General features: G+C 72.3%; 21 protein-coding genes. 7 read left to right on the top strand and 14 right to left on the bottom strand.

Annotation, left to right across the window (positions count from 1 at the left end; genetic code table 11):
• Positions 1-13: 13 nt before the first annotated feature.
• From WMF14_RS11660 to WMF14_RS11675, 4 genes are read right to left on the bottom strand one after another with little or no spacing between them, the layout of a single operon-like run.
• Positions 14-613: a hypothetical protein gene (locus WMF14_RS11660; protein WP_437800878.1), complete on the bottom strand. Its 600-nt coding sequence runs from the start codon at positions 611-613 to the stop codon at positions 14-16.
• The gene (locus WMF14_RS11665) at positions 607-1,962 is read right to left on the bottom strand and encodes a PilW family protein (RefSeq protein WP_437800880.1); all 1,356 of its coding nucleotides are present in this window, start codon (positions 1,960-1,962) and stop codon (positions 607-609) included. Before WMF14_RS11665 ends, WMF14_RS11660 begins: the two co-directional genes overlap by 7 nt.
• On the bottom strand, positions 1,959-2,564 hold the full coding sequence (locus tag WMF14_RS11670) for a type IV pilus modification PilV family protein (protein WP_437800882.1): 606 nt from the start codon (positions 2,562-2,564) through the stop codon (positions 1,959-1,961). The genes WMF14_RS11665 and WMF14_RS11670 overlap by 4 nt, the downstream gene beginning before the upstream one ends.
• Positions 2,561-3,280 carry a pilus assembly FimT family protein gene (locus tag WMF14_RS11675; protein WP_437800884.1) on the bottom strand — a complete coding sequence of 240 codons (720 nt, stop codon included), beginning with the start codon at positions 3,278-3,280 and terminating at the stop codon, positions 2,561-2,563. The genes WMF14_RS11670 and WMF14_RS11675 overlap by 4 nt, the downstream gene beginning before the upstream one ends.
• Before the next feature lie 182 nt (positions 3,281-3,462).
• On the opposite strand from WMF14_RS11675, the gene WMF14_RS11680 reads away from it, so the two are divergent.
• Positions 3,463-4,569, top strand: a complete 1,107-nt coding sequence (locus tag WMF14_RS11680; RefSeq protein WP_437800886.1) for a DUF6599 family protein — start codon at positions 3,463-3,465, stop codon at positions 4,567-4,569.
• 79 nt (positions 4,570-4,648) lie between these two features.
• On the opposite strand, the gene WMF14_RS11685 is transcribed toward WMF14_RS11680, so the two are convergent.
• The 4 genes from WMF14_RS11685 to WMF14_RS11700 form a co-directional block, all read right to left on the bottom strand.
• A complete protein-coding gene (locus WMF14_RS11685; RefSeq protein WP_437800888.1) occupies positions 4,649-5,368 on the bottom strand; it encodes a peptidylprolyl isomerase in 720 nt (239 codons plus the stop codon).
• A 51-nt stretch (positions 5,369-5,419) separates the two neighbouring features.
• Complete coding sequence (locus tag WMF14_RS11690; RefSeq protein ID WP_272101706.1) at positions 5,420-6,268, bottom strand: MaoC/PaaZ C-terminal domain-containing protein; 849 nt, start codon at positions 6,266-6,268, stop codon at positions 5,420-5,422.
• Between the two features lie 129 nt (positions 6,269-6,397).
• On the bottom strand, positions 6,398-7,141 hold the full coding sequence (locus WMF14_RS11695) for a hypothetical protein (RefSeq protein ID WP_437800890.1): 744 nt from the start codon (positions 7,139-7,141) through the stop codon (positions 6,398-6,400).
• Positions 7,142-7,259: 118 nt separating this feature from the next.
• The gene (locus WMF14_RS11700) at positions 7,260-9,569 is read right to left on the bottom strand and encodes a serine/threonine-protein kinase (RefSeq protein WP_437800892.1); all 2,310 of its coding nucleotides are present in this window, start codon (positions 9,567-9,569) and stop codon (positions 7,260-7,262) included.
• A 125-nt stretch (positions 9,570-9,694) separates the two neighbouring features.
• Between WMF14_RS11700 and WMF14_RS11705 the strand changes: the two genes are divergently transcribed.
• Entirely contained in the window at positions 9,695-11,746 is a 2,052-nt protein-coding gene (locus WMF14_RS11705) for a segregation/condensation protein A (protein WP_437800895.1), read from the top strand.
• Between the two features lie 685 nt (positions 11,747-12,431).
• The gene (gene scpB, locus WMF14_RS11710; RefSeq protein ID WP_437804186.1) at positions 12,432-13,469 is read left to right on the top strand and encodes an SMC-Scp complex subunit ScpB; all 1,038 of its coding nucleotides are present in this window, start codon (positions 12,432-12,434) and stop codon (positions 13,467-13,469) included.
• Between the two features lie 42 nt (positions 13,470-13,511).
• On the opposite strand, the gene WMF14_RS11715 is transcribed toward scpB, so the two are convergent.
• A complete protein-coding gene (locus WMF14_RS11715) occupies positions 13,512-13,856 on the bottom strand; it encodes a helix-turn-helix domain-containing protein (RefSeq protein ID WP_272101711.1) in 345 nt (114 codons plus the stop codon).
• 156 nt (positions 13,857-14,012) lie between these two features.
• Here WMF14_RS11715 and WMF14_RS11720 point away from each other — a divergent pair, with 156 nt between their 5' ends.
• Together WMF14_RS11720 and WMF14_RS11725 are read left to right on the top strand one after the other, a co-directional pair.
• The gene (locus WMF14_RS11720; protein ID WP_437800898.1) at positions 14,013-15,539 is read left to right on the top strand and encodes a lamin tail domain-containing protein; all 1,527 of its coding nucleotides are present in this window, start codon (positions 14,013-14,015) and stop codon (positions 15,537-15,539) included.
• A 199-nt stretch (positions 15,540-15,738) separates the two neighbouring features.
• Positions 15,739-16,368, top strand: a complete 630-nt coding sequence (locus WMF14_RS11725) for a helix-turn-helix domain-containing protein (protein WP_437328761.1) — start codon at positions 15,739-15,741, stop codon at positions 16,366-16,368.
• 252 nt (positions 16,369-16,620) lie between these two features.
• Here WMF14_RS11725 and WMF14_RS11730 read toward each other — a convergent pair whose 3' ends face one another.
• Positions 16,621-18,003, bottom strand: a complete 1,383-nt coding sequence (locus WMF14_RS11730; RefSeq protein ID WP_437800899.1) for a TldD/PmbA family protein — start codon at positions 18,001-18,003, stop codon at positions 16,621-16,623.
• A gap of 95 nt (positions 18,004-18,098) precedes the next feature.
• A complete protein-coding gene (locus tag WMF14_RS11735; RefSeq protein WP_437800901.1) occupies positions 18,099-18,851 on the bottom strand; it encodes a hypothetical protein in 753 nt (250 codons plus the stop codon).
• 165 nt (positions 18,852-19,016) lie between these two features.
• On the opposite strand from WMF14_RS11735, the gene larB reads away from it, so the two are divergent.
• Together larB and larC are read left to right on the top strand one after the other, a co-directional pair.
• A complete protein-coding gene (larB, locus tag WMF14_RS11740) occupies positions 19,017-19,769 on the top strand; it encodes a nickel pincer cofactor biosynthesis protein LarB (protein ID WP_437800903.1) in 753 nt (250 codons plus the stop codon).
• Positions 19,770-19,836: 67 nt separating this feature from the next.
• Entirely contained in the window at positions 19,837-21,300 is a 1,464-nt protein-coding gene (gene larC / locus WMF14_RS11745) for a nickel pincer cofactor biosynthesis protein LarC (RefSeq protein ID WP_437800905.1), read from the top strand.
• Between the two features lie 66 nt (positions 21,301-21,366).
• On the opposite strand, the gene trxA is transcribed toward larC, so the two are convergent.
• The 3 genes from trxA to WMF14_RS11760 form a co-directional block, all read right to left on the bottom strand.
• A complete protein-coding gene (gene trxA, locus WMF14_RS11750; protein WP_044964524.1) occupies positions 21,367-22,008 on the bottom strand; it encodes a thioredoxin in 642 nt (213 codons plus the stop codon).
• A 162-nt stretch (positions 22,009-22,170) separates the two neighbouring features.
• Positions 22,171-23,163, bottom strand: coding sequence for an ABC transporter permease (locus tag WMF14_RS11755; RefSeq protein ID WP_272101718.1), 993 nt, complete (start codon positions 23,161-23,163; stop codon positions 22,171-22,173).
• A complete protein-coding gene (locus WMF14_RS11760; RefSeq protein WP_272101719.1) occupies positions 23,160-24,689 on the bottom strand; it encodes an ABC transporter permease subunit in 1,530 nt (509 codons plus the stop codon). Before WMF14_RS11760 ends, WMF14_RS11755 begins: the two co-directional genes overlap by 4 nt.
• Positions 24,690-24,699 lie beyond the last annotated feature (10 nt).

Here is a 24,699-nt window from a genome sequence, read left to right on the forward strand (position 1 = left end):
GCGCTCCGGTTCGTCACTTCGAGCAAAGGATATCGGCAACGACAGACATGGATTCCTGGCTGCCCGCCGTCGCGATGGCAGAGCCGCCGGGCCAGGCGATGAGACGCGCGCTCATGGTGACCGTGCAGTAATCGACGCTCACCGGGTTCGGGCCGCCCATGTCGCTGCCGGCGCGGTTCCCTATCGCAGGCCTTATCTTATCAGTGATCTCCACCTTGGCGATCCACTGGACGGCGGCGCGACCAAGGCTCCCGGGCGTCTCCGACGGGCCGGCCGTGGGCTCCTCCAGGAGCGGCTCTGCCGCGCCGAACGTGTGCGGCAGGAGCGGCCAGCACTCGCTGGTGGCGACCGAGCAGGTCGTCGACCTGGGGATCATCTCCAGGCCTCCCTTCTGCTCGATCTCGGCGATCGCGAGCTGCATCGCGTACTCGGTGAGATAGTGGGTCTGCGTCATCCGGCGCTCGTTGCCGCTGGCGATGGTCGACAGCGTGGCCGCGTGGGCCGCGAACAGGCCGATGGCGGTGAGCATCGTGATGACCAGCACGACGATGAAGACGGCGGCGCCCCGTTCACGGGAGCGCCGGCGGGACCGGGCGATGCTTGCGTTCACCATTGGACGTAGGCCTGGTTGGGGAGCGCGATGTCGGCGTAGAGCGTGCGCATCCGGGCATAGACAGGCGGCGATCCCGAGGGCGCCGTGTTCCCATAGGTGTTGGCGCTGGCGACGATGCCGGGGATCAGGAACCTGAGCCTGCGGCCATCCGGGCCCACGGGGACGGGGAGACCGACGTCGCGATCGGGCGCCCGGGTGCGGGTCGAGAGCCGGACCTGGACCGCCCGCACGCGCTGCGGCGTGCCGGGCGGTCCAGCATCGAGCGCGGCGGCGGTGCTGTACACGAGCGCGTTGTCGGTCGCCAGGATGGGATACCGCGTGATCTGCGGATTGGTCACTCCAGGGGTGGTGCTCTCCTGCGCGACGGAGATCCCGAACTTCAGATCGACGGCGTACTCCGCGATGAGCTCGAGCGTGTCCGGGAGCTCCGCATCGTTCTCGTCGAGCTCGACCCGCACGAGCTCGGTGCGGCCGTTGTCGCCGGTGAGCGACGGCGTGACGGGCGCCACGAGAGGGTCGTAGGCCGTCCCCTTGCTGGCGAGGCTCCGGATGTCGTAGCGGACGCGGGAGACGACGTTCACCCATCCTCCGTCGCCGGTGGAGCCGCCGGGGGTCACGCCGCAATCGGCGAGCCCGACCAGCGTCGGCAGGCCGGGATCAGCCTTCAGCAGGATGGAGATCGTGATGGGCGGATCGCCGACCACGTTGACCTGATCGATGACGCCATACAGGAACTTCTCCTGACCGCGGACCATGATGCGCAGGAAGCGGTGAGGAGCGAAGATCTGGGTCAGGCTCTGCCCGCCGCCCCGCGCGCGCTCCAGCGTGCGCTGCACGGCGGTGCTGCTCGGGTTGAGCTCGACGATCCAGTCGCCCGACTCATCGCTGATCTTCCTGAACTCGAACAGCTCGGTGCTGTTCAAGCTGCCGCCGATGATGATGGAGTCGGGGTGCAGCCCGTTGGCGATGCTCTGGCTGAGCTCCGTCCCGTGGAGGAACTCCGACCCTTGACGCAAGATCGAGATCCCGGCGAGGCGCCTCAGGCCGACCGGCGAGGCCGGGACCTGACAGACCTCCGGGTCCAGGAGGATGTTGGGCGACGAGAGATAGCCCGCGCGCTGCAGGTCCGCGGTGAGCCGGTTCATCCCGATCGTCGCCGCGAGGTGCGAGGCGGAGGCCCTCGCCTCGTTCTGGAAGAAGCGCGTCGCGTTCTTCGAGAGCAGGAAGGCCGCCAGCGACACGACGAGGCCGGCCGCCATCGCCACGAGCAGCTCCACGAGCGTGAAGCCTCGCTGTCCTGAGGCCCGCGCGCGCGGAGGGTGGTGGATGATGTGTCGGGTCGTCTTCATCGCTCGCTCGTGTTCCGGAGCACGCCGGTCGTCAGGTAAACCGCGCCGAAGCGCCCCGGGGCCGTATCGACGTCGAACGGGGTGATGATCGTGCAGTTGATCGGGTTCCCGTTGCGCTCCCAGACGACGCGGATCTCGGCGCGGATGAGGCTGTCCCAGATCGGCGCGCCCGACACGGCATCGGTGAACTGGCGGAAGCGGACGTGCGTGCAGAACGCGGACGCCGACGTGTCGCCCGGGTAGATGTCGGCCCCGAGCACGTCGGCGCTCGGCGACCCGAGCGCGGTGATCTCCGTGGGGGTCACCTTCGTGAACGGGGCGGTGGTGCTGAGCGCGAGCCAGTTGGTGTCGGTACCGAGGTCGGTGTCGGGGTCGGTCAGGGGCTCGTTCCACTGGAGCGCGTCCACCCGCAGCCGCTCTGCCCAGGTCATGGCGATGCTGTTGGCGATCGCGAGGTTGCGCGCGTTCGTGTTGCTGATGAGCGTCGCCTTCTGCAGCGCGAGCACGCCGGTGGCGCCGATCGCGAGCACGCCGAGCGCCGCCATGACCTCGATGAGCGTGTAGCCGCGGCTCGCCGCCCTCCTCGCACGCGCCGCGCTCACAGCCCGAGCCTCGCGACGCCGTTCGGCGGGACGAAGACCGAGCGCAGGAGGCCGGTCCTCGTGTTGGTCACGTTGACCCGGAGCGCGCCGAGCAGCGGCGCGAACCCCGTGCTGGGGTCGTAGCGGACGAACGTCCGCCCGCGCGGCGTGAAGCAGACGTCGGCGTCGGCGCGCGCCGTGCCGGTGGGATCGAGCAGCTGCATCGACGCCAGCTCGACGCCCTCGGTGTGGAACGTCGTGACCGGCTCGGTCTCGGCCGCGTTCATCCAGTCGACGACGCTGAGGCAGCTCTTCGCGATCATCGGGCCGGCGGGGGTGCTATCGACCTGCGCCTGCCGCACCTGGAACTCGCCCGTCGAGGCGGTCCACCGCACGAGGACCGCCGTCCCGCGCCCGATCGCCTGGTAGCGCGCGAGCCGGTAGATGCCGCTGATCTCCATCGCCGTCCGGTTCACGCGGCGATCGCGCATGCCGCTCACGAAGCTCGGCGACGCCGCGGCTGCCAGGATGCCGATGAGGACCACCACCGCGAGCAGCTCCGGCAGGGTGAAGCCGCGCGCGCCACGGCGGCGCAGCGCGCGCTGCCCCGGAGAGCAAGCCCGCGGCCTTTCGGAATCACGAGGGGGACGTCGCGAACAGGAGGTAGGGCGCACCAAAGGCTCGGCAAAGGCAAGCTGCATGCCCTCGACGGGATGCGCTAAGCCATTGAACTTCATGGTGAATCTCTCAAAGCGATTCGCCGCGGGCGCTAACGATTGCGGCGCTATGAAAAAAGGTGCAAGGCGAACGGGCCATGCGATTCCCGCCCGAAAGGTGTTCACCGAGAGGCCCCTTGGACCACAGCGCGTCAGTTCCGACTCGCGCGAGCCGCGCGACGCGCGCGTGCTCCGGGAGGCCGTTGCGCTCCCCTGCGTGGAACTGCGCGCTGCTGGCCGGCGCGCTCGCGGCCGCGCTGGCTTCGGGCTGCAGCAAGAAGGAAGAGCCCCTCGGGGCGCCGCCGCCGCCTCCGCCTGCCGCGAAGCCGGCCGCCTGCGCCGGCGGCGGCGGGACGATCGGCGACGCGGCGAGCGCGCCGTTCTTCCCGCGCACGACGGGCGGGTTCTGCCTCGACCCGAACGGCGGGGAGAAGACGTTCGGCGAATCGGCGCCCCTGCCGCTCGACAGCATCTGCGACATGTTCGACGGGGAGTGCGAGATCTACAAGGGATTCGGCGTGCGGCGGGTCGTCGAGGCGCGGTACGTGAGCGGCGAGGGCGGCTCCGCGACCGTCGACGTCCACCTCTCGAAATTCGGATCCACGGAGGGCGCTTACGGGATGTTCACGAAGCGCACCGTGGGCGACGGCGACCCCGCCGACGAGGCGACGCCGCGCCCGATCGAGGGGGGCGGCGCGGCCGCGATGGGGGTCGGCAACGCGTACCTCTGGCGCGGGCAGTACCTCGCCGAGATCACCTACAACGACGAGGCGCTGGCCGAGGCGGCGCTCAAGTCGTCGAGCGAGAAGGTCCTGCCTGGGCTCGTGAAGGAGATGGGCGCGAAGCTGCCCGGCGAGCCGTCGCTGCCGCCCGCCGCGGCGGCGCTGCCCAGGGACAACATGATCCCGCTCGGGATCCGCTACGAGACCAAGGACGTGCTCGGGGTGGATGGCGCTGGGCCCGGCGCGTTCGGCTACTACAAGGAGGTCGACAAGCGCTACCGCGTGGTCGCGGTCGTGCGCGGCGACGTCGACCAGGCCAAGGACGTGGTGTCGACGCTGGCGAAGCTACCGGGCGCGGCCAGGGAGAAGGGCATCGGCGACGGCTCGGTGCGCCTCATGAGCAAGGACGGCGAGGGCTCCGCGACCGAGTGGGTGTTCGCGCGCGCCGACAAGACCGTCTACGGCATCGGCGACGAGGCCCGCGTGCTCCGCAACGGCATGACGGCCGACGAGCACGCCAAGCTGACGCTGACCAAGGAAGAGAAGACGGCGAGGCTGAAGAAGCTCGTCACCGCGCCCGCGCGCTGATCGCCGCGGGAGGGGTCGAGCCGCCCGGGGCTCGCGACGCTGTGGCGCCGCGCGCCGCGGCCCGGGCGGCGCCGTGCGCTCACTGCGTGCGGAGGATGACGTGGTAGCCGAAGGCCGTCTCGACGAGGTCGCTCACCTCGCCGACCTTGATCTTCTCGAGGCCCGCCTGGAACTCCGGGACCATCGCGCCCTTCGGGAACTTGCCGAGGTCGCCGCCGCGCTTGTCCGCGCCCGGCTCGTCCGAGTACTCCTTCACGACGTCCGCGAACTTGCTCGGATCGGCCTTGGCCTTCGTCATGGCCTCGGTCGCGCGGGCCTTGGCTTCGTCCTTCGTGCGCTCGATGGTCGGGGGCGCTCGGCGGCTCCCCTTGTACATGACGAGCAGGTGCTTCGCGCCGAACATCTCCCTCGGCGCCTGCGCCGCCTGTGCAGGGCGGGGTGTGGGAGCGGGCGGCGGAGCGGCGGCGGTGGCGTGCTCGTGCTCGTCGGGCTCCGGGGCGACAGGGGCCGCGAGCCGAGCGAGCGGCGTCTTGTTGAACATGCCGAAGAAGCCGAGGAGGCCGATCAGCACGAGCGCGCTCAGCACGGCGTGCGGCGCCCACCAGTACGGATCTTCCGGCTCCGCGCCGTCGTCCTCTGCGTCGTCGTCGTCGTGCGCGTGGCCGTGGCCACGGCCGCGGGCCGCGGTGGCCTTCGCCTCTTCCTCCTCGCCGTCGTCGTTGCCTTCGTCGGCCGACCCGGCCTCGTCGTCGAGGTCCTCGTCGTCCTTGGCCCTGTCCTTCTCGCTCGTCTTGCTCATAAAGCTTCCCTGATCCGGGCCTCGGCCCTTAGCACGCGACCACGCCGGCCGTCAGCCGATCTCCGCCCACGCGCTCGTGAGCACCGGATCGGGGCGTTCCTTGACAGAGGTGACCACCGCGACCTTGCCGCCGGCCAGCGCCCAGCCTCGCGTGATGAGGGTGTCGCCCGGCCACACCGGCTTGCGGAACTGCGCGCCGTACGCCCGCAGCCGGCTCGCGTCGCCGCCCGCCGCCTTCTGGATGATCGCGCGCGCCGCGAAGCCGTACGTGCAGAGGCCGTGCAGGATCGGGCCTTGCGTGAAGCTCGCCTTCGCCGCGACCTCCGGATCGGCGTGCAGCGGGTTGTCGTCGCCCGAGAGCCGGTACAGCAGCGCCTGCTCGGGCGTCGTCGCCTGCTCGACGACCCAGTCCGGCTCGCGGTCCTTCGGCACGGGGGCCTCCGACTCGGCGTGCGGCGGGCGCGGTCCGCCGAAGCCGCCGACGCCGCGCACGATGATCGACCACACCGTGTCGAAGAGCGGCTCGCCGTCGAGCGTCGTCTTCGTCTCGACGATCACCTGCGCGAACTTCTTGAGGTCGTAGATGCCCGTCAGCGTGGCGGTCGTGAACAGCGTCCCGCTCGTCGGGAGCGGGCGGTGCACCCGGAGCGTCTGCCCTCCGTGGACGATGAGCGCCAGCTCGGCCCCGGCCGCCTCGAGCGCCTCGAACACCGTCCCCTGGGAGGGGATCACGCCGAACGTGGGGTAGACCTTCATGCCCCCCGGCGTGCCCTCGTACAGGTACTCGAGCTCCTCGCGCTTGGCGCCGATCCCGAGCGCGTAGGTGGCCAGGGTCTTCCAGTTGAAGGTGAACGCGCTGGGCTGGGTCGTGTAGCCGACCTTCGAGAGATTCAGCGGCATCGGGGGCTCCTCGCAGGATGGAAACGGCCGGGCAGGCGTACCGACCTGGCGATGTCGCGTCAACTGCCGCCCGCCGAGCGGAGCGCGGCGTCACAGCGCGCGGCGCTGCCGGCGGCGCCCGGCGCGGCGTCAGAGCGCGAGGCGGTACGCGATCAGGACGCCGATGTTGAACATGTCGACGCGCTGGGAGAGCGAGGCGAGATCGCCGGTCGGGGAGACCTTGCGCTTCTCGGGGAGGAACCAGCTCGAGTAGCGGATGTGGCTCCCGACGCTCCAGTTGTCGGCGAAGGCCCAGTCGCCGCCGAACGCGAGCCCAGCGGCGACGCCTTCGGTGCCGATCGTCGCCGCCCTGGGCCCGACATACGCCGTGTCCGAATAGGGGTTGCGATCGGCCTCGACCGACCACGAGTCGTTGACGACGACGCCGCCGATCGTCACGCCGGCCCACCACTCCGAGCTGTGGATGCGGAGGGCGTAATAGCGAAACAGCCCATCGAGCATGAAGTAGCTGCGCGCGTGATCGCGCTCGAGGCTGCGCGCGCCGCGCGCGGCGTCGGAGGTCAGCGTCGCCGCCCAGAAGATGCCTGCGCCGAAGCCGATGTCGCGCCAGCGGTAGAGGTTGTGGATGCCGAGGGAGACGCTCGTCTCGCCCTGCTCGCAGGCGCCCGGAGACACCGAGACGGGGCAGACGTCGGCGCCAGGGAGCGTCATCACGCCGCTGCTCACCTCCACCATGGTGTAGGGGAAACCGCGCTCGCGCGCGGCGACCGCGCGGCGGGCGGCCCTGCTCTCGTCGGCGCGGCCGGGTGTGGAGATCAGGAGCGCGGCGAGCGCGGCGAGCGCGGCGGCGCACGCGGCGCCGCGCGAGCGCACGCTCGCTGATCGCGCGCTGTCACGCCCCGCCAGCGCTGCCCGGCCGCCCTGCCCGGCGCGGGCGTCGGAGGGCGCTTGCGACGTCGGGTACCGGCCGCCTGGACTCACGTTCTCTGGATTATAGCCATGGACCCGTCGACGAGGGGAGCGGCGAGGCGGCGTCCGTGGGCAGCGGCGGCGGCGAGGGAGGCAGGACCGGGGTTGGCGCGGCGCTGGCCGGCGGCGAGGCAGCGCCGGTGCCGTCGGGCGAACCCGCGCCTCCCGGCGTCGGGAACGGGGCCGGCGCGCCCCGGGGGACGGGCGCCGGCGGCTGCCCCTGAGGAGCGCCGCGGGCCTCGGCCGGCGCGGGGCGGCGCGGCGCAGGCCTGCGGTCGGGGCCTGCGGCCTGTGTCCCCGAGCTCTGTGGAGCGACCTGAGGGGGCGGCGCCGGGGCGGCGCCCGGCGGGCCCCCGGAGAGCTCGGCGACGAGGTGCTGGGCGGTGGTGAGCGTCGGCTGCAGCTCGAGCGCGAGCTTCGCGAGCTGGATGGCGCCGGCCTTGTCGCCGGCGTATTTCCGCCCGAGGGCGTCGGCGACGATGCGCTCGGACGACTCGCGGCGGAGCTCGGCGAGGCGCGCGTCTCCTGGCCACCGCGCGAGCGCCTGCGAGACGATCTCCTTGACGTTCTCGCGGGGCGGGGTGTCCCAGGCGTGCCTGCCCATGCAGTCGCGCGCGCGCTCGATGTGCCCTTCGATGGTGTCGCGCGCGGACGGCCCCCCGAAGGCGCCGAGGTGCCGCCCGCCGAGGAACACGACGAACCCCACCGCGCTGGCGCACGCGAGGAGGGCGGTCGCGCGCGCGATCATCGCCCGACGGGGGAGCGGCGGCGCGGCGGACTCGACGCCTTGCATGGTCGACGGGACGGGCGCAGCGTCGCGCATGGGATCGATGCCGAGGCCGATCGCCGTGCGCGCGGGCTCGTCCGCCGCGCCGCCGTGGCGAGCGGGGCCCCACGATGCGCGCGCTCCGGCGTCGAGCCGCTCCGCCGGTTCGGCGAGCGCGCCGCCGAACCGCCCGCCGCTCGAAGGCCGCTCGGCCTGGGACGACGCTGCGAGCGGCGTTGTCCACGAGGGCGCCGAGCTGAACGAGCTGGACGAAGCGCGCTCGGCGCCGCTGGCGGAGGAGCGCTCCTCCTCGCGGCGATGCGACGCGGGGTCGCTGTAGCGCGCCGCGTCGCCCCCCGGGAGGCGGGGCTCGAGGTCGCCGATGTGGGCGCTCTCGAGCGTCGGCGCGGCGATGCCGCCGATCTGGGCGGCGAGCGCGGGGGAGAGATCGAGCGATTTGGTGCGCGACTTCGAGGCCAGCTTCATGACCGCGCTGGCGCGCAGGAGCCCGGGCTGGGCGGCGATCTCCTCGGGGTCGAGCCCGCTCGCCCGGACGGCGAGGGCGAGGTCGCGGCCGAGGGCGCGCGCGTCGGGGGCCCGGTCCGAGGGCTTCTTGGCGAGGTTCTGCATCACGATCCGCGCGATGGGCTCGGGCACGTAGCTGGAGCGCGCGATGCTGCGCAGGTCCGCCGGCGGGGCGTGCGTGTGCTGGACGAGGAGCGCGACCGGCGAGTCGCCCTCGAACGGGGCGCGCCCCGCGAGGCACTGGTACAGCATCGTCGCGATGGAGTAGACGTCCGCCGGCGGACCGACCCGCTGCCCTTCGGCGCCTTCGGGCGAGATGTACTTGGCGGTGCCGAAGATGAGCCCCGCCTGGGTGGTCATCGCCTTGTCGGCCCAGTCGAGGCGGGCGATGCCGAAGTCGAGCACCTTCACGTAATCCGGGTCCTCGCTGCGGCGGACGAGCATGATGTTCTCGGGCTTGAGGTCCCGGTGGACGATGCCCTGCGCGTGCGCCTCGCCGACCGCGTCGCACACCTGGAGGGCGATGTGGAGCGCCCTCGGGAGCGGCAGCGCCTCGCTCTCGCCACCTGCCCCTGCCGCGGCGAGCGCGGAGAGCAGCGAGATGCCGTCGAGGTGCTCCATGACGAGGTAGAGCTCCCCGCCGATCCGGGGGTCGGCCGCTGAGGGCACGCTCCCGGTCATGAGGACCTGGACCACGTTCGGGTGGACCAGCCGGCTCGCGATCTTGGCCTCGCGGTGGAAGCGGCTCACGAGCTCTGCGTTGCTGCTGAGCTCGCGGTGGAGGATCTTCACGGCCACGTCGCGCTCGATCCCGGCCTGGAAAGCGCGGTAGACGCGGCCCATCGAGCCGATGCCGATGAGGTGGCGGGTCTGGATCTGCCCGCCGAGCGTGATGCCCACGTACGGGTCGCGCTCCGCGGCGCCGAACGTGGGGCTCTTGCGCGAGCTCGCGAGCGGGGTGCCATCGCGCGGGCAATAGAGGACGCCCGCGTCGTAGCGCTCACCGCACGAGGGGCAGCTCTTCGCGGGGGACGGCTCCATCGACGGCGCTGATCCTAGCACCGCTCCCGCCATAAATTCTCGGACGGAGCGGCGTTTCGGCGCGCCGCGGCGCCCGAGGACGCTCGGACGTGGACCGACCGGCGCCTTGCGACTACGGTCGCGGCGTGAGCGGTTCCAAGGCGAGTGCAGCACGGGCGCGCAACGGCAGAGGGCGCGGCAACGCGGGTGCCGCCCCTGCGCCCGCCGCGCGCCAGGCCGCCCCCTCGCCGGCCCGGGAGGTCGCCTCGCCGGCCCGGGAGATCGACTCGCCGGCGGCCGACGCAGGGCCGCGCGAGGGCGAGTACGTCGTCACGCTTCCCACGTTCGAGGGGCCGCTCGACCTGCTGCTTCACCTCATCCAGCAGCACGAGCTCGACATCCTCGACATCCCCGTGAGCTTCGTCACGGAAAAATACCTCGAGTACCTGAAGCTCATGCGGTCGCTGTCGATCGACCTCGCGAGCGAGTACCTCGTGATGGCGGCGACGCTGACGCACATCAAGTCGAAGATGCTGCTGCCGAGCGTGCCTGCGGGGCAGGACGACGACGGGATGCCGGGCGAGGAGGAGGATCCGCGGGCGGAGCTCGTCCGGCGGCTCCTCGAGTACCAGAAGTACAAGGTCGCCGCAGCCGACCTGGCCGAGCGCGGGACGCTCGGGCGCGACGTGTTCACGCGCGGCATGAGCGAGAGCGAGGTGCCCAAGGGCCCGGCTCCGTTCGCGCAGACGGCGATCTTCAGCCTGCTGGACGCCTTCGAGCGGGTGCTGAAGCGGACGAACGTCCAGATTGATCATGAGGTCGTCTTCGATCGCATCAGCATCACGGATCGCATCGTCGAGCTCACGGAGAAGCTCTCGGCGCGGCGCGCCATGCGGTTCGAGGATCTGCTGCTCGACAGCGTCTCGAAGGGGGGGGTGATCCCGCGCTTCGAGGTCGTGATCACGTTCCTGGCCGTGCTCGAGATGTGCAAGCTGAGGCTCATCCGGGTCCACCAGACGGACCCGCTGGCGCCCATTCACATCCAGCTCGCGGTCGCCGATGGCGCGCCGGTGGTGTTTGACGGCTCCGAGGACGGCGTGCCGATGGCATTTGACGGCTCCGAGGACGGCGCGCCGACGGCGGAGCGGATCGAGACGGCGGGGAGCGAGGGGGCAGGAGCGCCGCCTGCTGCCGCCGAGGGCGAGAAGGCGGAGGCCGTCGAGGTGGGGCGAAGCGAGCCGGCCGGGCCGGAGCTCGTCGAGCCGGTCGAGCCGACGAGCGGAGCGCCGTCGGGAGCGGAGCCCGCGGGGGCGTCGGGCGTCGCACCGGAGAGCCTGGAGCCGGTCGAGCCCGTGGAGCAGGTGGAGGACGTCAGCGCCGAGGCGGCAGAACCGGAGCCCGCGGAGGAGTCGAGCAGCGAACCGGCGTGGCCCGAGCCGGCCGAGCCTGTGGAGCTTGTGGAGCCGCTGGAGGACGTCAGCGCCGAGGCGGCAGAACCGGAGCCCGCGGAGGCAGCGGAGGAGTCGAGCAGCGAACCGGCGTGGCCCGAGCCGGCCGAGCCTGTGGAGCCTGTGGAGCCGCTGGAGGACGTCAGCGCCGAGGCGGCAGAACCGGAGCCCGCGGAGGCAGCGGAGGAGTCGAGCAGCGAACCGTCATGGTCGGAGCTGGCTGAGCCTGTGCCTGTGGAGCCGCTGGAGGAAGTCAGCGCCGAAGCAGCAGAGCCGGAGCCCGCGGAGGCAGCGGAGGAGTCGAGCCGCGAACCCGCGTGGTCGGAGCTGGCTGAGCCCGTGGAAGAGCGGAACGTCGAGGCGGGGGACGCGGAGCTGGCGGAGGCCGTTGAGCCAACGAGCGGCGAACCGGCGTGGTCGGAGCTGGCCGAGCCAGCTGAGGAGCTGGCCGAGCCAGCTGAGGAGCTGGCCGAGCCAGCTGAGGAGCTGGCCGAGCCAGCTGAGGAATCGAGCGGCGAAGCATCGGCGACGGACCTCCCCGGGGCCGCGGAGGAGACGAGTCGTGCGGACGACGCCGCAGCGGGCGAGCCTGCGATGGAAGCGGTGGAAGGTGATGCCGACCCGGCTCCGGGAGAGGCGGAGCGCGATGCGGTCGTGGACCCGAATGCGCACTCGGCCGCAGAGGACTTCGCAGCGCCGCCGGCAGAGGTGGATGAGGTAGACGCGGGGAGTGGCCGTGACGGTGGCTGATGCCGCGGCGAAGCGGCGGCGCATAGCAAAGACGACGACAGGACAGGGCGCATCGGCGCGGCTGAGGGCGGCGGCGCACGCATGGCTCGGCGAAACGAAGCGGCCGAGGGGCGGGAAGAAGGAGCCGCGTGCGCCGAAGACGACAGGGCAGGGCACGCTGGCGAAGGCGAGCGCGCAGGCCACGCCGGCGCGGTTGAGGGCAGCGGCGCACGCGTGGCTCGGCGGAACGAAGCGGCCGAGGGGGGGCGGGAAGAAGGAGCCACGCGCGCCGAAGACGGCAGGGCAGGGCACGCCGGCGAAGGCGAGCGCGCAGGCCACGCCGGCGCGGCTGAGGGCGGCGGCGCACGCGTGGCTCGGCGGAACAAAGCGGCCGAGGGGGGGCGGGAAGAAGGAGCCACGCGCGCCGAAGACGGCAGGGCAGGGCACGCCGGCGAGGGCGAGCGCGCAGGCCACGCCGGCGCGGCTGAGGGCAGCGGCGCACGCGTGGCTCGGCGGAACGAAGCGGCCGAGGGGCGGGAAGAAGGAGCCGCGCGTATCGAGAGGGACGCGGCAAGATCCGGTCGCTCGCTTCCGCGCTGGCGCATGGGACCAGCTCGGTCATCCGGCGCGCCGCGCCGACGTTCCGGTCCGGAGCGCGACCACGGCGCCCGGGCTCTCTGCCGTCGCGCGCAAGCACCTGAAGGGAGTGCTGGAAGCGCTCATCTTCGTGGCGGAGCGACCGGTGCCGGCCCGGGAGCTCGCGCGCTCGGCGAATGCAGAGCACCGCGTCGTGCGAGAGTTGCTGGCCGAGCTCGTCGCGGAGTACGACGGGCGAGGGTTTCGCCTGGACGAGGTCGCCGGAGGGTATGTCTTTCGCACGAGCGCCGCATTTGCGCCCTTCGTTCGCGAGGTGACAGAGCAGAAGCCGGTCAAGATGTCTCGCGCCCAGACCGAGACGCTCGCGATCGTCGCGTACCGGCAACCGATCACGCGGCCCGAGATCGACGAGATCCGCGGCGTGGACTCCGGCGCGGCGCTCAAGTCGCTCCTGGAGCGTGATCTCGTGAGGATCCTGGGCAAAAAGGACGAGCCTGGGCGCCCTATGCTGTACGGCACGACGGCGCAGTTCCTCGAGTTCTTCGGCCTGAAGGCGCTCGGCGAGCTGCCCACCCTGCGCGAGTTCACCGAGCTGACCGACGAGTCGCGCCGCGCCTATGAGCGCGAGCTCGGCGAAGAGCCGCCCGAGACGGGGGTGGTGACGTCCGGACAGGAGAGCTTCGCCGGCGCGGAGGGATCGATCCGGACGAGCGTCGCCGCCAGTGCGGGGGAAAACCTATCGGAAGACGTCGGCGCGTCGTCTGCTGCGCCGCGGGAGGGAGAGGTCGCGATGGAAGCAAGGGAAGACGAAATGCCTGAAGAGATCTCTGTCGTGGGAGCGGACGCAGCGCTTGGTGAGGCTGCTGAGAAGGACGCTTTCCAGCACGCCAACGATGTCGCGGATGAACAGCGCGACGAGGATGAAGACGACGAAGACGACGAGGAGGACGACGAAGACGAGGAGGGCGACGAAGACGAGGAGGAGGGCGACGAAGACGACGAAGACGAGGAGGAGGGCGACGACGAGGAGGAGGACGACGAGGACGAAGACGAAGACGATGATGACGAGGAGGACGACGAGGACGAAGACGAGGACGACGAAGATGATGAAGACGAGGACGACGAAGATGACGAGGACGATGACTGAACGTTCATCCTCGTCTGAGCGTCCAGCGCGTCGCCCCGTCGCTCACGGCGGTGGAGCATCCGTCGGATCGGGATAGGCCTCGGCCAGCTTCGTTGCGGCGCTCCTCAGCTCGGGGTGGGCGAGGAGCTTGCGGAAGAGCCGCCAGAGCTCGGGATCGGCGAGCATCTGGAGCGGCGAGGCGGCGACCTGTTTCCTCTTCTTGCGGGGGATCGCCTCCGGACCTTTCCGTCGCAGATCCTCCATCATTCCCACGAAGCGCTTCGTGGGAAAGAGATCTCCGTGCTCCCACGCGAGCACGGTCTCCTGCTCGATGCCCAGCGCTCCGGCGAGCTCGCGGGCCGTGCAGCCGAGCTCCTGCCGGAGCTTCTTGATGTCCTCGGGGGCCATGCGGGGCGAGGGTAGCGGCCTCGAAAAAAGAAAGCGACGTCGAGCAACCGGCCGCGAGCTCCCGCCGAACTCCGCGTCATGACCCATCGTTGCCCGATTCACCCCTCGTGGACCCCCCGCGCGTTACGCGCACTGCCGCTTGCGCTCGCGCCGCTCGTGGCCTCACCCCTGTCCTGCGCGCCGGAGCTCGTCGTCCCCCCGCAACTCGATGAGGGCGGTGACGAAGAGGACGCCAACGTCGCTGGCCCCACAAACGCCGGCCCCGAGCTCCAGATCGAGCCCCCCGCGCCGCTGGACGCCGCGCCTCCGGTGCTGCGGGTGCGCGTGCTCCTCCCGGGCGTCGCGCTCGAGAGCGTCGATCCCGCCCGTGCGCTGGTCGTCCGCGGCAAGCTCAGCGCGGCGCATCTCCGGCAGATTGAGCGAGGCGAGCTGTCGACGGCGCTGTCGGAGCGCGTCGTCCCCTCGATCGCCTGGCTGAACGGGACGCCCCCTGGCGACCTCTCGCTGACCGTGGCGCCGCTCGCCCCGCTCGCGCCCGGGGAGACCTACGCCATCGCGAGCGGCAGCCCTGTGTTCTCGCACCACATCCAGATCGCCACCGAGGGCTCGCCGCCCGTGCTCTCACGGCTCTGGCCGCCGCCCGACGCCGGCGCGACCCTTGGCCTGGGGGTGTGGTGCGGCGACGCGCCCCTCCCGGAGGTGGTCGCCGCGGCGACGCTCGCGCCTGGCGGACCGGCGGGCGAGCTGCGCCGCGGCGCCGTCGACGACATCGGCGCGCGCTGCCTGCGCTTCGAGGGGGAGCCAACCGCCACGGCGCCGCCCGACACCGACGGCTTGCGCCTCGTGGGGCCTCCGGTCGCGCTCCCGGGCGAGCCGGCGGCGGTGAGCCTCGATCCGCGTCCGTTTATGCTGGAATCGGATCCGCTTCCAGCCATCGCGACGGCGTGCGCGCCGGACGAGCTCGCGCTCGGGCCGGGCTGTGCCCAGATCGCCGACGATCGGATTCTCGTTCGTTCGGCGGATGCGCCGCTGCTCTGGGCGATCGCGGGCGCGGGGCTCGACGAAGTCCTCGCGGTGCCGCCGGGCGAGCCGTTCGTCCTCGCTCCACTGCCGCCCTTGAGCCCCGTGGAGCTCGCCATTGCGACCGTCGACAACGCCGGGGTCGTGGAGCGCCGGACGTTCTCGGCCATGACGCTCGCCCCCATGCCCCATGTGATCATCAACGAGGTGCTGGCAAACCCCGTCGGGCCGGAGCCAGGACAGGAGTGGGTCGAGCTCTACAATGACGGTGACGTCCCTGCTGAGCTCACAGGGGTTGTACTCGCCGATGTGGGTGGTGAGACCGAATTGCCCCCTATTTCCCTCATGCCCGGCGCGTACGCTCTGGTCGTCAACGAGGACTACGTTTCTGATGATGAGCTCGACCCTCCGTCTGCTCCCGAGACGCTTCTTCTCCGCGTGCCAAAACTTGGCAACCATGGGCTGTCGAACTCGGGAGAACCGCTCAAATTGAAGGATCGAGGAGGTGCTGTCTTGTCCAGGTCGCCCGCCGCGCCCACGCCAAAGCCGGGGATGAGCCTGGCCCGCGTCGCTCCGCACGCTCCAGACGGCTCGGCTGGCTCCTTCGCGACCAGCTGGCCGACGCCCGGTCGCGTGAACATAATGAACCAGGAGATCCCCTGAAGGATGGGGAGTTTGCCTCCGCGCGGGGCGAACTCGCCATGGGGCCGAGAAAATTCGAGCAAAGCGGGTGACGGACCCGTCTATGAGAGCTAGGTTTCAATCGAGTAGACAGACGGGTGGGGGGGCCGCCACCTGAGGAGACGCTGCCGCGCTGTGAACGCGAGCTGTGCGGCAGGTGCCTTTCGCGTGGAGTTCGGCGATGGCTGGTGTTCGTGAAAAGCTGTTGACGGCATCGGACCTCGCAGCCTTGTGCGAGGTCGACTTGAAGACAATCCATAACTGGGTAGATCGAGGGAGGATTGCCCATTTCCGTACGCCGGGGAGACACTTGCGCTTCAAGGCCGCGGACGTGGCCGAGTTCCTCCGTGCGTGGGGCTATTCGGTGCCCCGGGAGCTCGCCAAGGCGACCTCCAAGTCGATGATGGCCATCGGCACCAAGGATACGATGGCCCACGTGGCGCGAGCCCTCGGGGAAGGCGTGCCCATCCGGCACGCGAGCCACCCGTATGACGCGCTGATCTTCGCGGGGGCGGACCCCGCGGACGTGTACATCGTCGACGTGCGGGCGGTGTCCAGCGACGTGGACGTCCCCTCCCTCTTCGAGGCGCTCCATCGAGCGAACTCGCAGGGGACGTTCGTCGCTTTGTCGGATGAGCCGATCAGCCTGCCGTCGTTCGTCGGCCGGATCGGCCGAAGCGACGCGCAGCAGCTGAAGGGCTTCCTCATGCCCGAAGCGGCCGCGCAGACGGCGACGCCGCTCCAGGCGGCGAGCGGTCCGGCGTCGGAAGAGCCGCCGCGGAGCCTCGCCGCAGGCGGGTCTTCACGCTGAGCCAGGGCCCCCGGCCGTCCTACGCCCGGCAGAAGAGGCTGGGCTAGGACGGCCGGTCGCGCCCGAGCAGGCTCCGCCAGGAGCCGCAGCACAGCCGCAGCAGTGCAGAGCGAGCCGCTGAGGTCAGAACCCCCTCCCGCAGCACAACCCGGGGCCGGTTGATGGGTCGCTCGCAACCCCGCTGCAGGGTCCGCGTCGGCGTCTCCTGGAGGAAGACGCGCTCGAGGAGCATGGCTCCTCGGACGGAGCGCTTCAGCTTCCAGCGATGGTCATGGAGGAGACCCGGAACGTCGGCGAGCACGTCGACGTCCGGAGATCGAGGTCGTCCCCGACGGCGTCGATCCGCTGCAAGAGCTCGTCGAGGTTCAGCGAGATGGTCACCTCGCTCACGGGGTAAGCGAGCTCTCCGTTCTCGATCCAGAAGCCGGACGCACCCCGGGAGAAGTCGCCGGTCACGGCGTTGAAGCCGAAGCCCATCATCTCGGTGACGTACAGCCCGCGCGGCGTGGAACGCACGATCTCCGCCGCTGGCGTGGAGGTGGGCTGGAGGAGGAAGTTCGACGTGGACGGCCCGACGCCGCCGCCAGCGCCGCGCGAGGCGCTGGCGGTCGGCGGGCGCTTGAGCTTCCGGCCGCTGTAGCTGTCGCAGAGGTAAGTCTTCAGGACGCCTTGCTCGACCACGACGTTGCGCCGGGCGAGGAGGCCCTCGCCGTCGAACGGGCGCGAGCCGGGCGCGCGCGGGATCAGCGGATCGTCGACGATCGTGATGAGATCGCTGGCGATGCGCGTCTCCTCGCGGCCGACGAGGTAGCTCGACTTGCGCCAGATCGAGCTGCCCATGATGCAGGAGCCGAGCAACCCGAGCATCGACCGGGCGACGTCCGGGTCGAAGACGACGGGCGCCTCGCAGGTCGGGACCTTGCGGGCGCCGAGCTTGCGCAGCGTCCGGCGCGCCGCCTCGCGGCCCACGGCGTCCGGGGCGTCCAGGTCGGCGAGGTGGCGCCGGCCGGTGAAGTAGAAGCCGCGGCGCTTCTTGTCGCCGCTGTCGTCGGCGATCGGGGAGACAACGAGCTGCGCGTACGAGCCGGCGAAGCCGCCGCGGAACCCGCCGGACAGGACGAGGGCGAAGGCGCCCGCGCTCCGCGAGAACGTCGCGCCCTCGCTGTTCGTGATCCGCGGGTCGGCGTCGCGCGCGGCCTGCTCGCCTCGGCGCGCGATGTCGATCGCCTGCGCGGCCGTGACCTCCCCGCCGGAGGGATCGTAGAGATCGAGCGCGGGGAAGGGCCCCTTGGCGATGAGCTCCGGATCGGCGGGGCCGGCGAACGCGTCCTCCTGGGAGATGTCGGCGAGCTCCAGCGCGTCCGCCACGAAGCGATCGATGCCGCGGGGCGTGAGGTCGGACGTCGAGGTCAGCGCGACGCGCTGCTTCTTGATGATCCTCATGCCGAGGCCCTTGTGGACGGCCTCCTCGACGAGCTCGGGCTCGCCGAGGCGCACCTTGGTGGTGAGCTCGGAGCCGGAGCGGGCGATCGCCTCCGCGACGTCGGCGCCGCCCTTCCTGGCGCGCGTCACGACCTGCTCGGCGAGCTCCATGAGTTCCTCGACCTGCTGCTCCACGCGGGCTCGTTCGGACATGGGGCGACAGGGTGGTGGAGCGGGCTGGCTCCGTCAACGCGGTGACGCGGTCGCCTCGCGGCGCGCTCCCCCCCCGCGCGCGGGGGGGGGGAGTCTCAGCCCGGCCGGTTGGAGCGCCCTCCGCTACCGACGCCGAGCCGCCGCTGAGGGCGTGCCGAGGCGGGCCGGGGCGGAACGACCTCAGGCGCCGGCTCGCTCGGGGCGGCGCGGGGGCGCGCGCCGGGGGAGGGCTCGGCCTTCGGCCCGCCCTCCGCGGGCTCGCGCCGGAGGAGGGCGCTCACGGTGGCCGCGAAGCCGGCGGCCAGCATGGTGTACATCCAGAGGAGCGCATAGCCGAGCGGGCCGCCGGCGACCGGGTGGACGCCGAAGTCGCCCTCGACCTGCCGGTAGGTGCCGTCGAGCGCGAGCCGCCGCGACAGGGCCACGACGGCAAGCAGGGCGATCGACAGCGGCGCGCCGGCGAGGACGGCGAGCGCGCGGACCGCGCGCTGGGCGGTCCACCTGCCGCCAGCGCTCCCGGCGAAGCGATTCGCGGCGGCGAAGCCGGCGGGCACCGAGGCGGCGTTGACGAGGACGAGCACGAGGTCGACGGCGGACGGGATGCGGCGCGTGTCGACGAGGTACGCGAAGCTCCAGTCAGGGGCGAACACGAGGAAGTACGCGCAAACCGGCGCGAAGACGAGGCAGGCGAACAGGGAGACGAGCACGAGCGGCCGAGCGCGCGCGCCCGGCGCTAGCCGAGGCTCCGCCGCGCGCAGCGCGCCCAGGCGGTGAGGGGCTGCAGCGCTGAACCAGGCGAGCAGCGCGCCGAGAGCAAAGCCGACGAGGGGAGCGACGAAGGCGGGCACGCGGCGCCGAAAGTAGTCCTGTCGCCCCCTCCTGAGCAAAGTGCCTGGACCTTTTCCTGACCAGGACGGCTCGAGCGGCCCACGCCAGGGCTCTTCCGAGTGCGGCTGGGCAGGCGGGGCGGAACGTTTGCCCTGGGGACGCCGCCGCGCTAAGCGGCTGCGCACATGGAGCCGCGCCTCGTCCGGGAGATGCTTGAGCGCGTTCGGACCGGCGAGCTTGCCGTCGAGGAGGCGCTCGATGCCCTCCGGGGGCTGCCTTTCCGGGACCTGGGCGTCGCGACCGTCGATCACCACCGCGCGCTCAGGCAGGGCGTCCCCGAGGTGATCTTCGGCGAAGGGAAGACACCCGAGCAGATCGCCCTGATCGCCGGGGAGATCTCGGGGGCAGGGCAGAACGTGCTCGTGACCCGGGTCGACGCCGCGAAGGGCGCGGCGGTCTCGGCGCTCGTGCCCGCGTTCCGTTATGTGCCCCTCGCGCGGACCGGCAGCATCGAGGTCGCGCCGCCGCCGAAGCGCGCCGCCGGGACGGTCGCCGTCGTGACGGCGGGCACGAGCGATCTCCCGGTCGCCGAGGAGGCCATCGAGACCCTGCGCGCCGTGGGCCTCGAGGCGAAGCGGCTGTACGACGTGGGGGTCGCGGGGCTGCACCGCTTCCTCCATCGCGTCGAGGAGCTGCGCAAGGCGTCGGCGGTGATCGTTGTCGCGGGCATGGAAGGCGCGCTGCCGAGCGTGGTCGGCGGGCTTGTTGCGGCGCCGGTCGTCGCGGTGCCGACGTCGGTCGGCTACGGCGCTGCCCTGAGCGGCTTCACCGCGCTCTTCGGCATGCTCACGTCGTGTGCCTCCGGCGTCGCCGTGGTCAACATCGACAGCGGCTTCGGCGCGGCGATGGTGGTGCATCGCATGTTGCCGAAGGAGTAGCGCGGAGCGAGCGCGATCGCCGGAGCGCCGCGCCGCGAAGGCGCCCGGGGAACGGAGAAGGCGAGAGATGGGACACGGGCACGATCACGACCACGCGCACGGGGATGTGCACGGAGACGAGCACGGGCACGCGCACGGAGGCCATCACCACCACGAGCACGCGCACGGGGGCCATCCCGACCACGGGCACGCGCACGGAGGCCATCACCACCACCACGCGCACGGAGACGAGCACGCGCACGGAGGGCACCACCACCACGCGCACGGAGACGAGCACGACCACGGGCACGCGCACGGAGGGCACCACCACCACGGGCACGACCATCCGCGCGCGCCGCTCCTCGAGGAGGGCGCGGGCGCGGGCAAGGTCCTGTTCTTCGACGCGTTCAGCGGGATCGCGGGCGACATGACCATCGCCGCGCTGCTCGATCTCGGGGTGCCCCTCCTCGTCATCGAGCGCGCCGTCGCCGCGCTGCCGCTCGATGGGTTCCACCTGCACCGCGGGCACGCCCATCGGAGCGGCATCGTGGCGACCTCGTTCGACGTGCACGTCGAGGCGCCGCAGCCAGAGCGCACCTACGGATCCATCGACGCCATGCTCGCCGCCGCGCCGCTCGATCCACCCGTCGCCGCGCTGGCACGCCGGATCTTCCGGCGCCTCGGCGAGGCGGAGGCCGCCGTGCACCGGATCCGCCTCGAGGACGTGCACTTCCACGAGGTCGGCGCCGTCGATGCGATCGTCGACATCGTGGGCTCCGCCGCGGCGATCGTGCACATCGGGGCGGAGGTCGTCGGATCGCCGCTGCCCATGGGGCGCGGGTTCGTGAAGGCGCGGCACGGGATCCTCCCGCTGCCGCCGCCCGCGGCGGTCGCGTGCCTCCGCGGCGTCCCGACCTACGGCGTCGAGCTCGACGCCGAGCTGGTCACGCCCACCGGCGCGGCCATCATCGCCACGCTGGCGACCCGGTTCGAGCGCTGGCCGACGTTCGCCCCCGATCGGATCGGCTTCGGCGCCGGTCAGCGCGAGCTGCCGGACCGCCCCAACCTGCTGCGGGTCGTGCTCGGGACGCGCACGGGCGGCGAGGAGAGCGTCGGCAGCGCGTCGCACGTGCTCGTCGAGGCGAACGTCGACGATCTGACGGGCGAGGTGGCAGGGCACGCGATCGAGGCGCTGTTCGCGGCGGGCGCGCTCGACGCCTGGGCGGCGCCGATCACCATGAAGAAAGGGCGCCCCGCCCTGACGATCGCCGCGCTCGCGGCCGCCCCCCAGGCCGACGCCGTCGCGACGGCGCTGCTCCGCGAGACGACCAGCATCGGGCTACGGAAGATCCCTGTCGCGCGCACCGAGCGGCCGCGGCGGATCACCACCGTGCAGACGGCGTACGGAGCCATCCGGGTGAAGATCAGCGAGGGGCCGTTCGGGCCGCCGCAGATCAAGCCGGAGTTCGACGATTGCGCCGCGGCGGCGAGGACGCACGGCGTGCCGGTGCGCGAGGTCGTCTCGGCGGCGCTGTCGGCCGCCAAGGGGTAACGCCGCCCCACGCAGGTGCCGCCGCGAGGCGCCGTGCTCGCCGAGCGGCGCAGCGTTCGGCAGCGGTCAGTCGGGGCGCTGGATCGGGAGCGCCTCGGCCTCCCACGAGAGAAAGCCGCCCTCGAGGAACGCGACGGGCACGCCCTCCTCGGCGAGCTTCGCGGCGACGTCCTTCGACTTGTCGCCGGAGCGGCAGTAGAGCACCGGCGCGCCGGCCAGCATGTGGAGCTCGGCGAGCCGGCCCTCGATCTCCTCGATCGGGATGTGCACAGCGCCCGGGATGTGGGCGCGGCCGTAGGCGGGGGTCTCGCGCGTGTCCACGGGGACCACCTGGCCCTCCCGGATCAGCTGCGCCAGCTCGGCCGCCCGGATGGCGCCCTCGGCGCGCGGGAGGAACGGATCGAGCAGCTCGCGGAGCTGCTTGCGGTTGAGGACGCCCTGCTCGGCGGCCACCGGGCGGCCTCGATGAAAGACCATGAACGTCGGGACGGCCTGGATGCGCAGCGTTGTGGCGATGCGCTTCGACCGGTCGATGTCGACCTTGACCACCTTGGCCTTGCCCTCGAGCTCGCGCGCGATGGCGTCGACCTCGGGCGCGACCGTCTTGCACGGCCCGCACCAGGTGGCGGTGAAATCGATGAGCACGGGCAACTCGCTGCGGAGCACCTCGCGCTCGAACTCCTGCTCGTTGATCTCGGGAACGGCCATGGCGGGCGAATTCATAGCGGGCCTTTCCTGCGAGATCGAGCGGCGCGAGGGCTCCGCCGCCGAGATCGCGGAGAGGAAGGCGATTTCGCGCAATTTCGGCGCGCGAGAGCGCTGCACGGCCGGCGGCTGGCGCGCGGACGTACGGCCCCCGCGCCCCGCGCGTCAGCGCGGGACGCGCGCGCGCACGGTGCGTGCATCGATGGAGTCGCGCAGCGCGTCGGCGATGAGGTAAGAGCCGCCGACCGTCGCCAGGAGCAGCACGCCGGGGAAGACGAGCAGCCGGATCTCGCTCGGGTGCCGCGCCGCCTGGCCCAGCGTCTCCCCCCACGAGGCCACGCGCGCGGGCGCGCCCATCCCGAGGAACGAGATCGCCGCCTCGAGCAGGACCACGGACGCCACGCCGAGCACCGAGCTCACGATCACGGGGCCGAGCGCGTTCGGGAGGATGTGGCGGTAGAAGACGCGCAGCCGGGTGCTGCCGAGCGCGCGCGCGGCCATCACGTACTCCTCGCTCGACGCGCGCAGCACCTCGGCGCGCACGAGGCGCGCGATCTCCGCCCAGCGGACGAAGGCGACCGCGAGCACCAGCGACAGCGCGGAGGGCTCGCGCTCGATCGCCCGCACGATGGCCACGACGAGGATCGCCGGGAAGGTGTCGACCGTCTCGACGAGGCGGACGAGGCCGTCGTTCCAGACGCCGCGCAGCGTGCCCGCGAGCCCGCCGAGCACGACGCCGAGGAACATGCCCACGAGCACCGCGCTGAGCGACAGGCCGAGCGCCGTGCGCGCGCCGTAGATCAGCCGCGCGGCGAGATCGCGGCTCTCGAAGTCCGTGCCGAGCGGGTGGTCGAGGGACGGCGACGCGTTCGGGCCAGCGTCGGTGCGCTGCTCCGGGCCGTAGCGGATGGGCGGCCAGATCGCGAAGCCCTCGAAGCGCACCCTGAGCTCGGCCTCGGTGAGCGAATCGAGCGTGGCGCCCTCGGTGACCGCGGGCAGGATCTCCGCGCCTTCCGGCCCGAAGCAGGCGATGGGCGCAGGGGCGGCGAGGAGCTCGGCGAAGATGGCCAGCAGGGCGAGGACGCCGAGCAGCACGGCGCCGATGGCGACGCGCTTGCTGCCGACCATCCGGCGGAGGAACGCCGTCGCGTGGGTCACGCCTCGCTCCTCCGCGAGAGCACCGCCGGGCCGAGCCGCGGATCGACGAGCACATAGGCGAGGTCGGTCGCGATCACGCCGAGCGCGGCGATGGCCGCGGCGCCGATCGAGATGGCCATGAGCCAGCTCACGTCGCGCGCCTGCACGGCGAGGAGCGTGAGCTCGCCGAGCCCGTGGAGCTCGAAGACGCGCTCGACGACGAACGCGCCGCCGAGCGCCATCGGCGGCTCGAGCATGGCGAGCGTCACGACCGGGAGCACGGCGTTGCGGAGCCCGTGGACGGCGATGGCGCGCGCGGCGCCGGCGCCGCGCGCCCGCGCGGCCCGGACGAAGTCCTGCGTGAGGATCGCGACGAGCGCGGCGCGCTGCTGCCGCGCCGGCGCGGCGACGAGCGAGAGCGCGATGAGGCACGTCGGCAGGAGCAGGGACCGCGCGCCGCCCGAGAGGAGCACGGCGGCCACGGCCACGACGGCGGTCGGGAGGACGGCGGCGGTGAGCACGGCGGCCGCGATCGCGGAGTCGCTCCGCCGGCCCTGCGAGGCCGCGCTGAGCGCGCCGAGCGGGATCGCCACGGCGTAGGCCAGCGCGATCGCCCCGAAGACGAGCGCGAGGGTGACGGGCGCGCGCCGCGCGAGCTCGTCGAGCACCGGCTCGCCGGTCGCCGCGACGCCGAGCCGGTGGGTGACCGCGCCGAGCGCCCACTTGCCGTAGCGGGTCTCGAGCACGGTCGCCGCGAGCTGCGCCGGGCCGGTGAACACCTCGAAGTCGCTGCGGTACACGTTCCAGAACGACCTCCACCGCGTGACGCACGCGCGGGCCTCCGCGAGGTCGTCGCCCGGGGCGATCCGGTCGTCGATCTCCGCGATGTGGGCCGCGACGTCGACGAGGGCGCGCGCCTGCTCGAGCGACTCGGCGTCGCGCGGCGGCTGTAGCGCGGCGATCACCGCCTGCAGGGCGAACGTGTCGAGCTCCAGCAGCTCGGCGGCGCGCGACGCGGAGCCGTAGCGGACCAGGCGCCGCACGGCGCTCCGCACCGACGCGCTCCGGAACTCGATGCCGCGGTCGTCCCAGAAGCGCGTCCAGAACGCGACAGCGTGCGCCGGGTCCGCGGCGTCGTCGGCCCGCGGCAGGCCCATCCGCGCCGCGACGGGCGCGAGCGCGAGCGCGACGCGGGTGCGCGGCTCGGGCGCGAGCGCGTCGAGCGGCAGGATGTGCGGCAGCGCGGCGCCGCCGAGGCGACGCAGCTCGTCGGCGGCGGCCGCGGCGTCGTCGCCGCCGGCCGCGATGGCCTGCGCGGCCGCGAGGGCGCGCAGGCGCACGTCGCGCGGCTTCAGGTTGATGAAGCGCGGCAGGTCGAGGAAGCGCTCCCGGCGGAGCCGCGCGAGCTCCGCGCTGGAGAGCGAGCTGGCGAGGAGCGGGTCGTCCGTCGGATCCGGGACGAACGAGAGCACGAAGAAGGTCAGCAGCGAGACGCCGACGAGGGTCGGCAGCGTCCAGAGGAGCCTGCGGAGCGCGTGGCGGAGCATCTCTCTCGGC

The organism is Sorangium sp. So ce693, from assembly GCF_051521375.1.
In the GTDB taxonomy this organism is placed as follows: Bacteria; Myxococcota_A; Polyangia; order Polyangiales; family Polyangiaceae; genus Sorangium; species Sorangium atrum.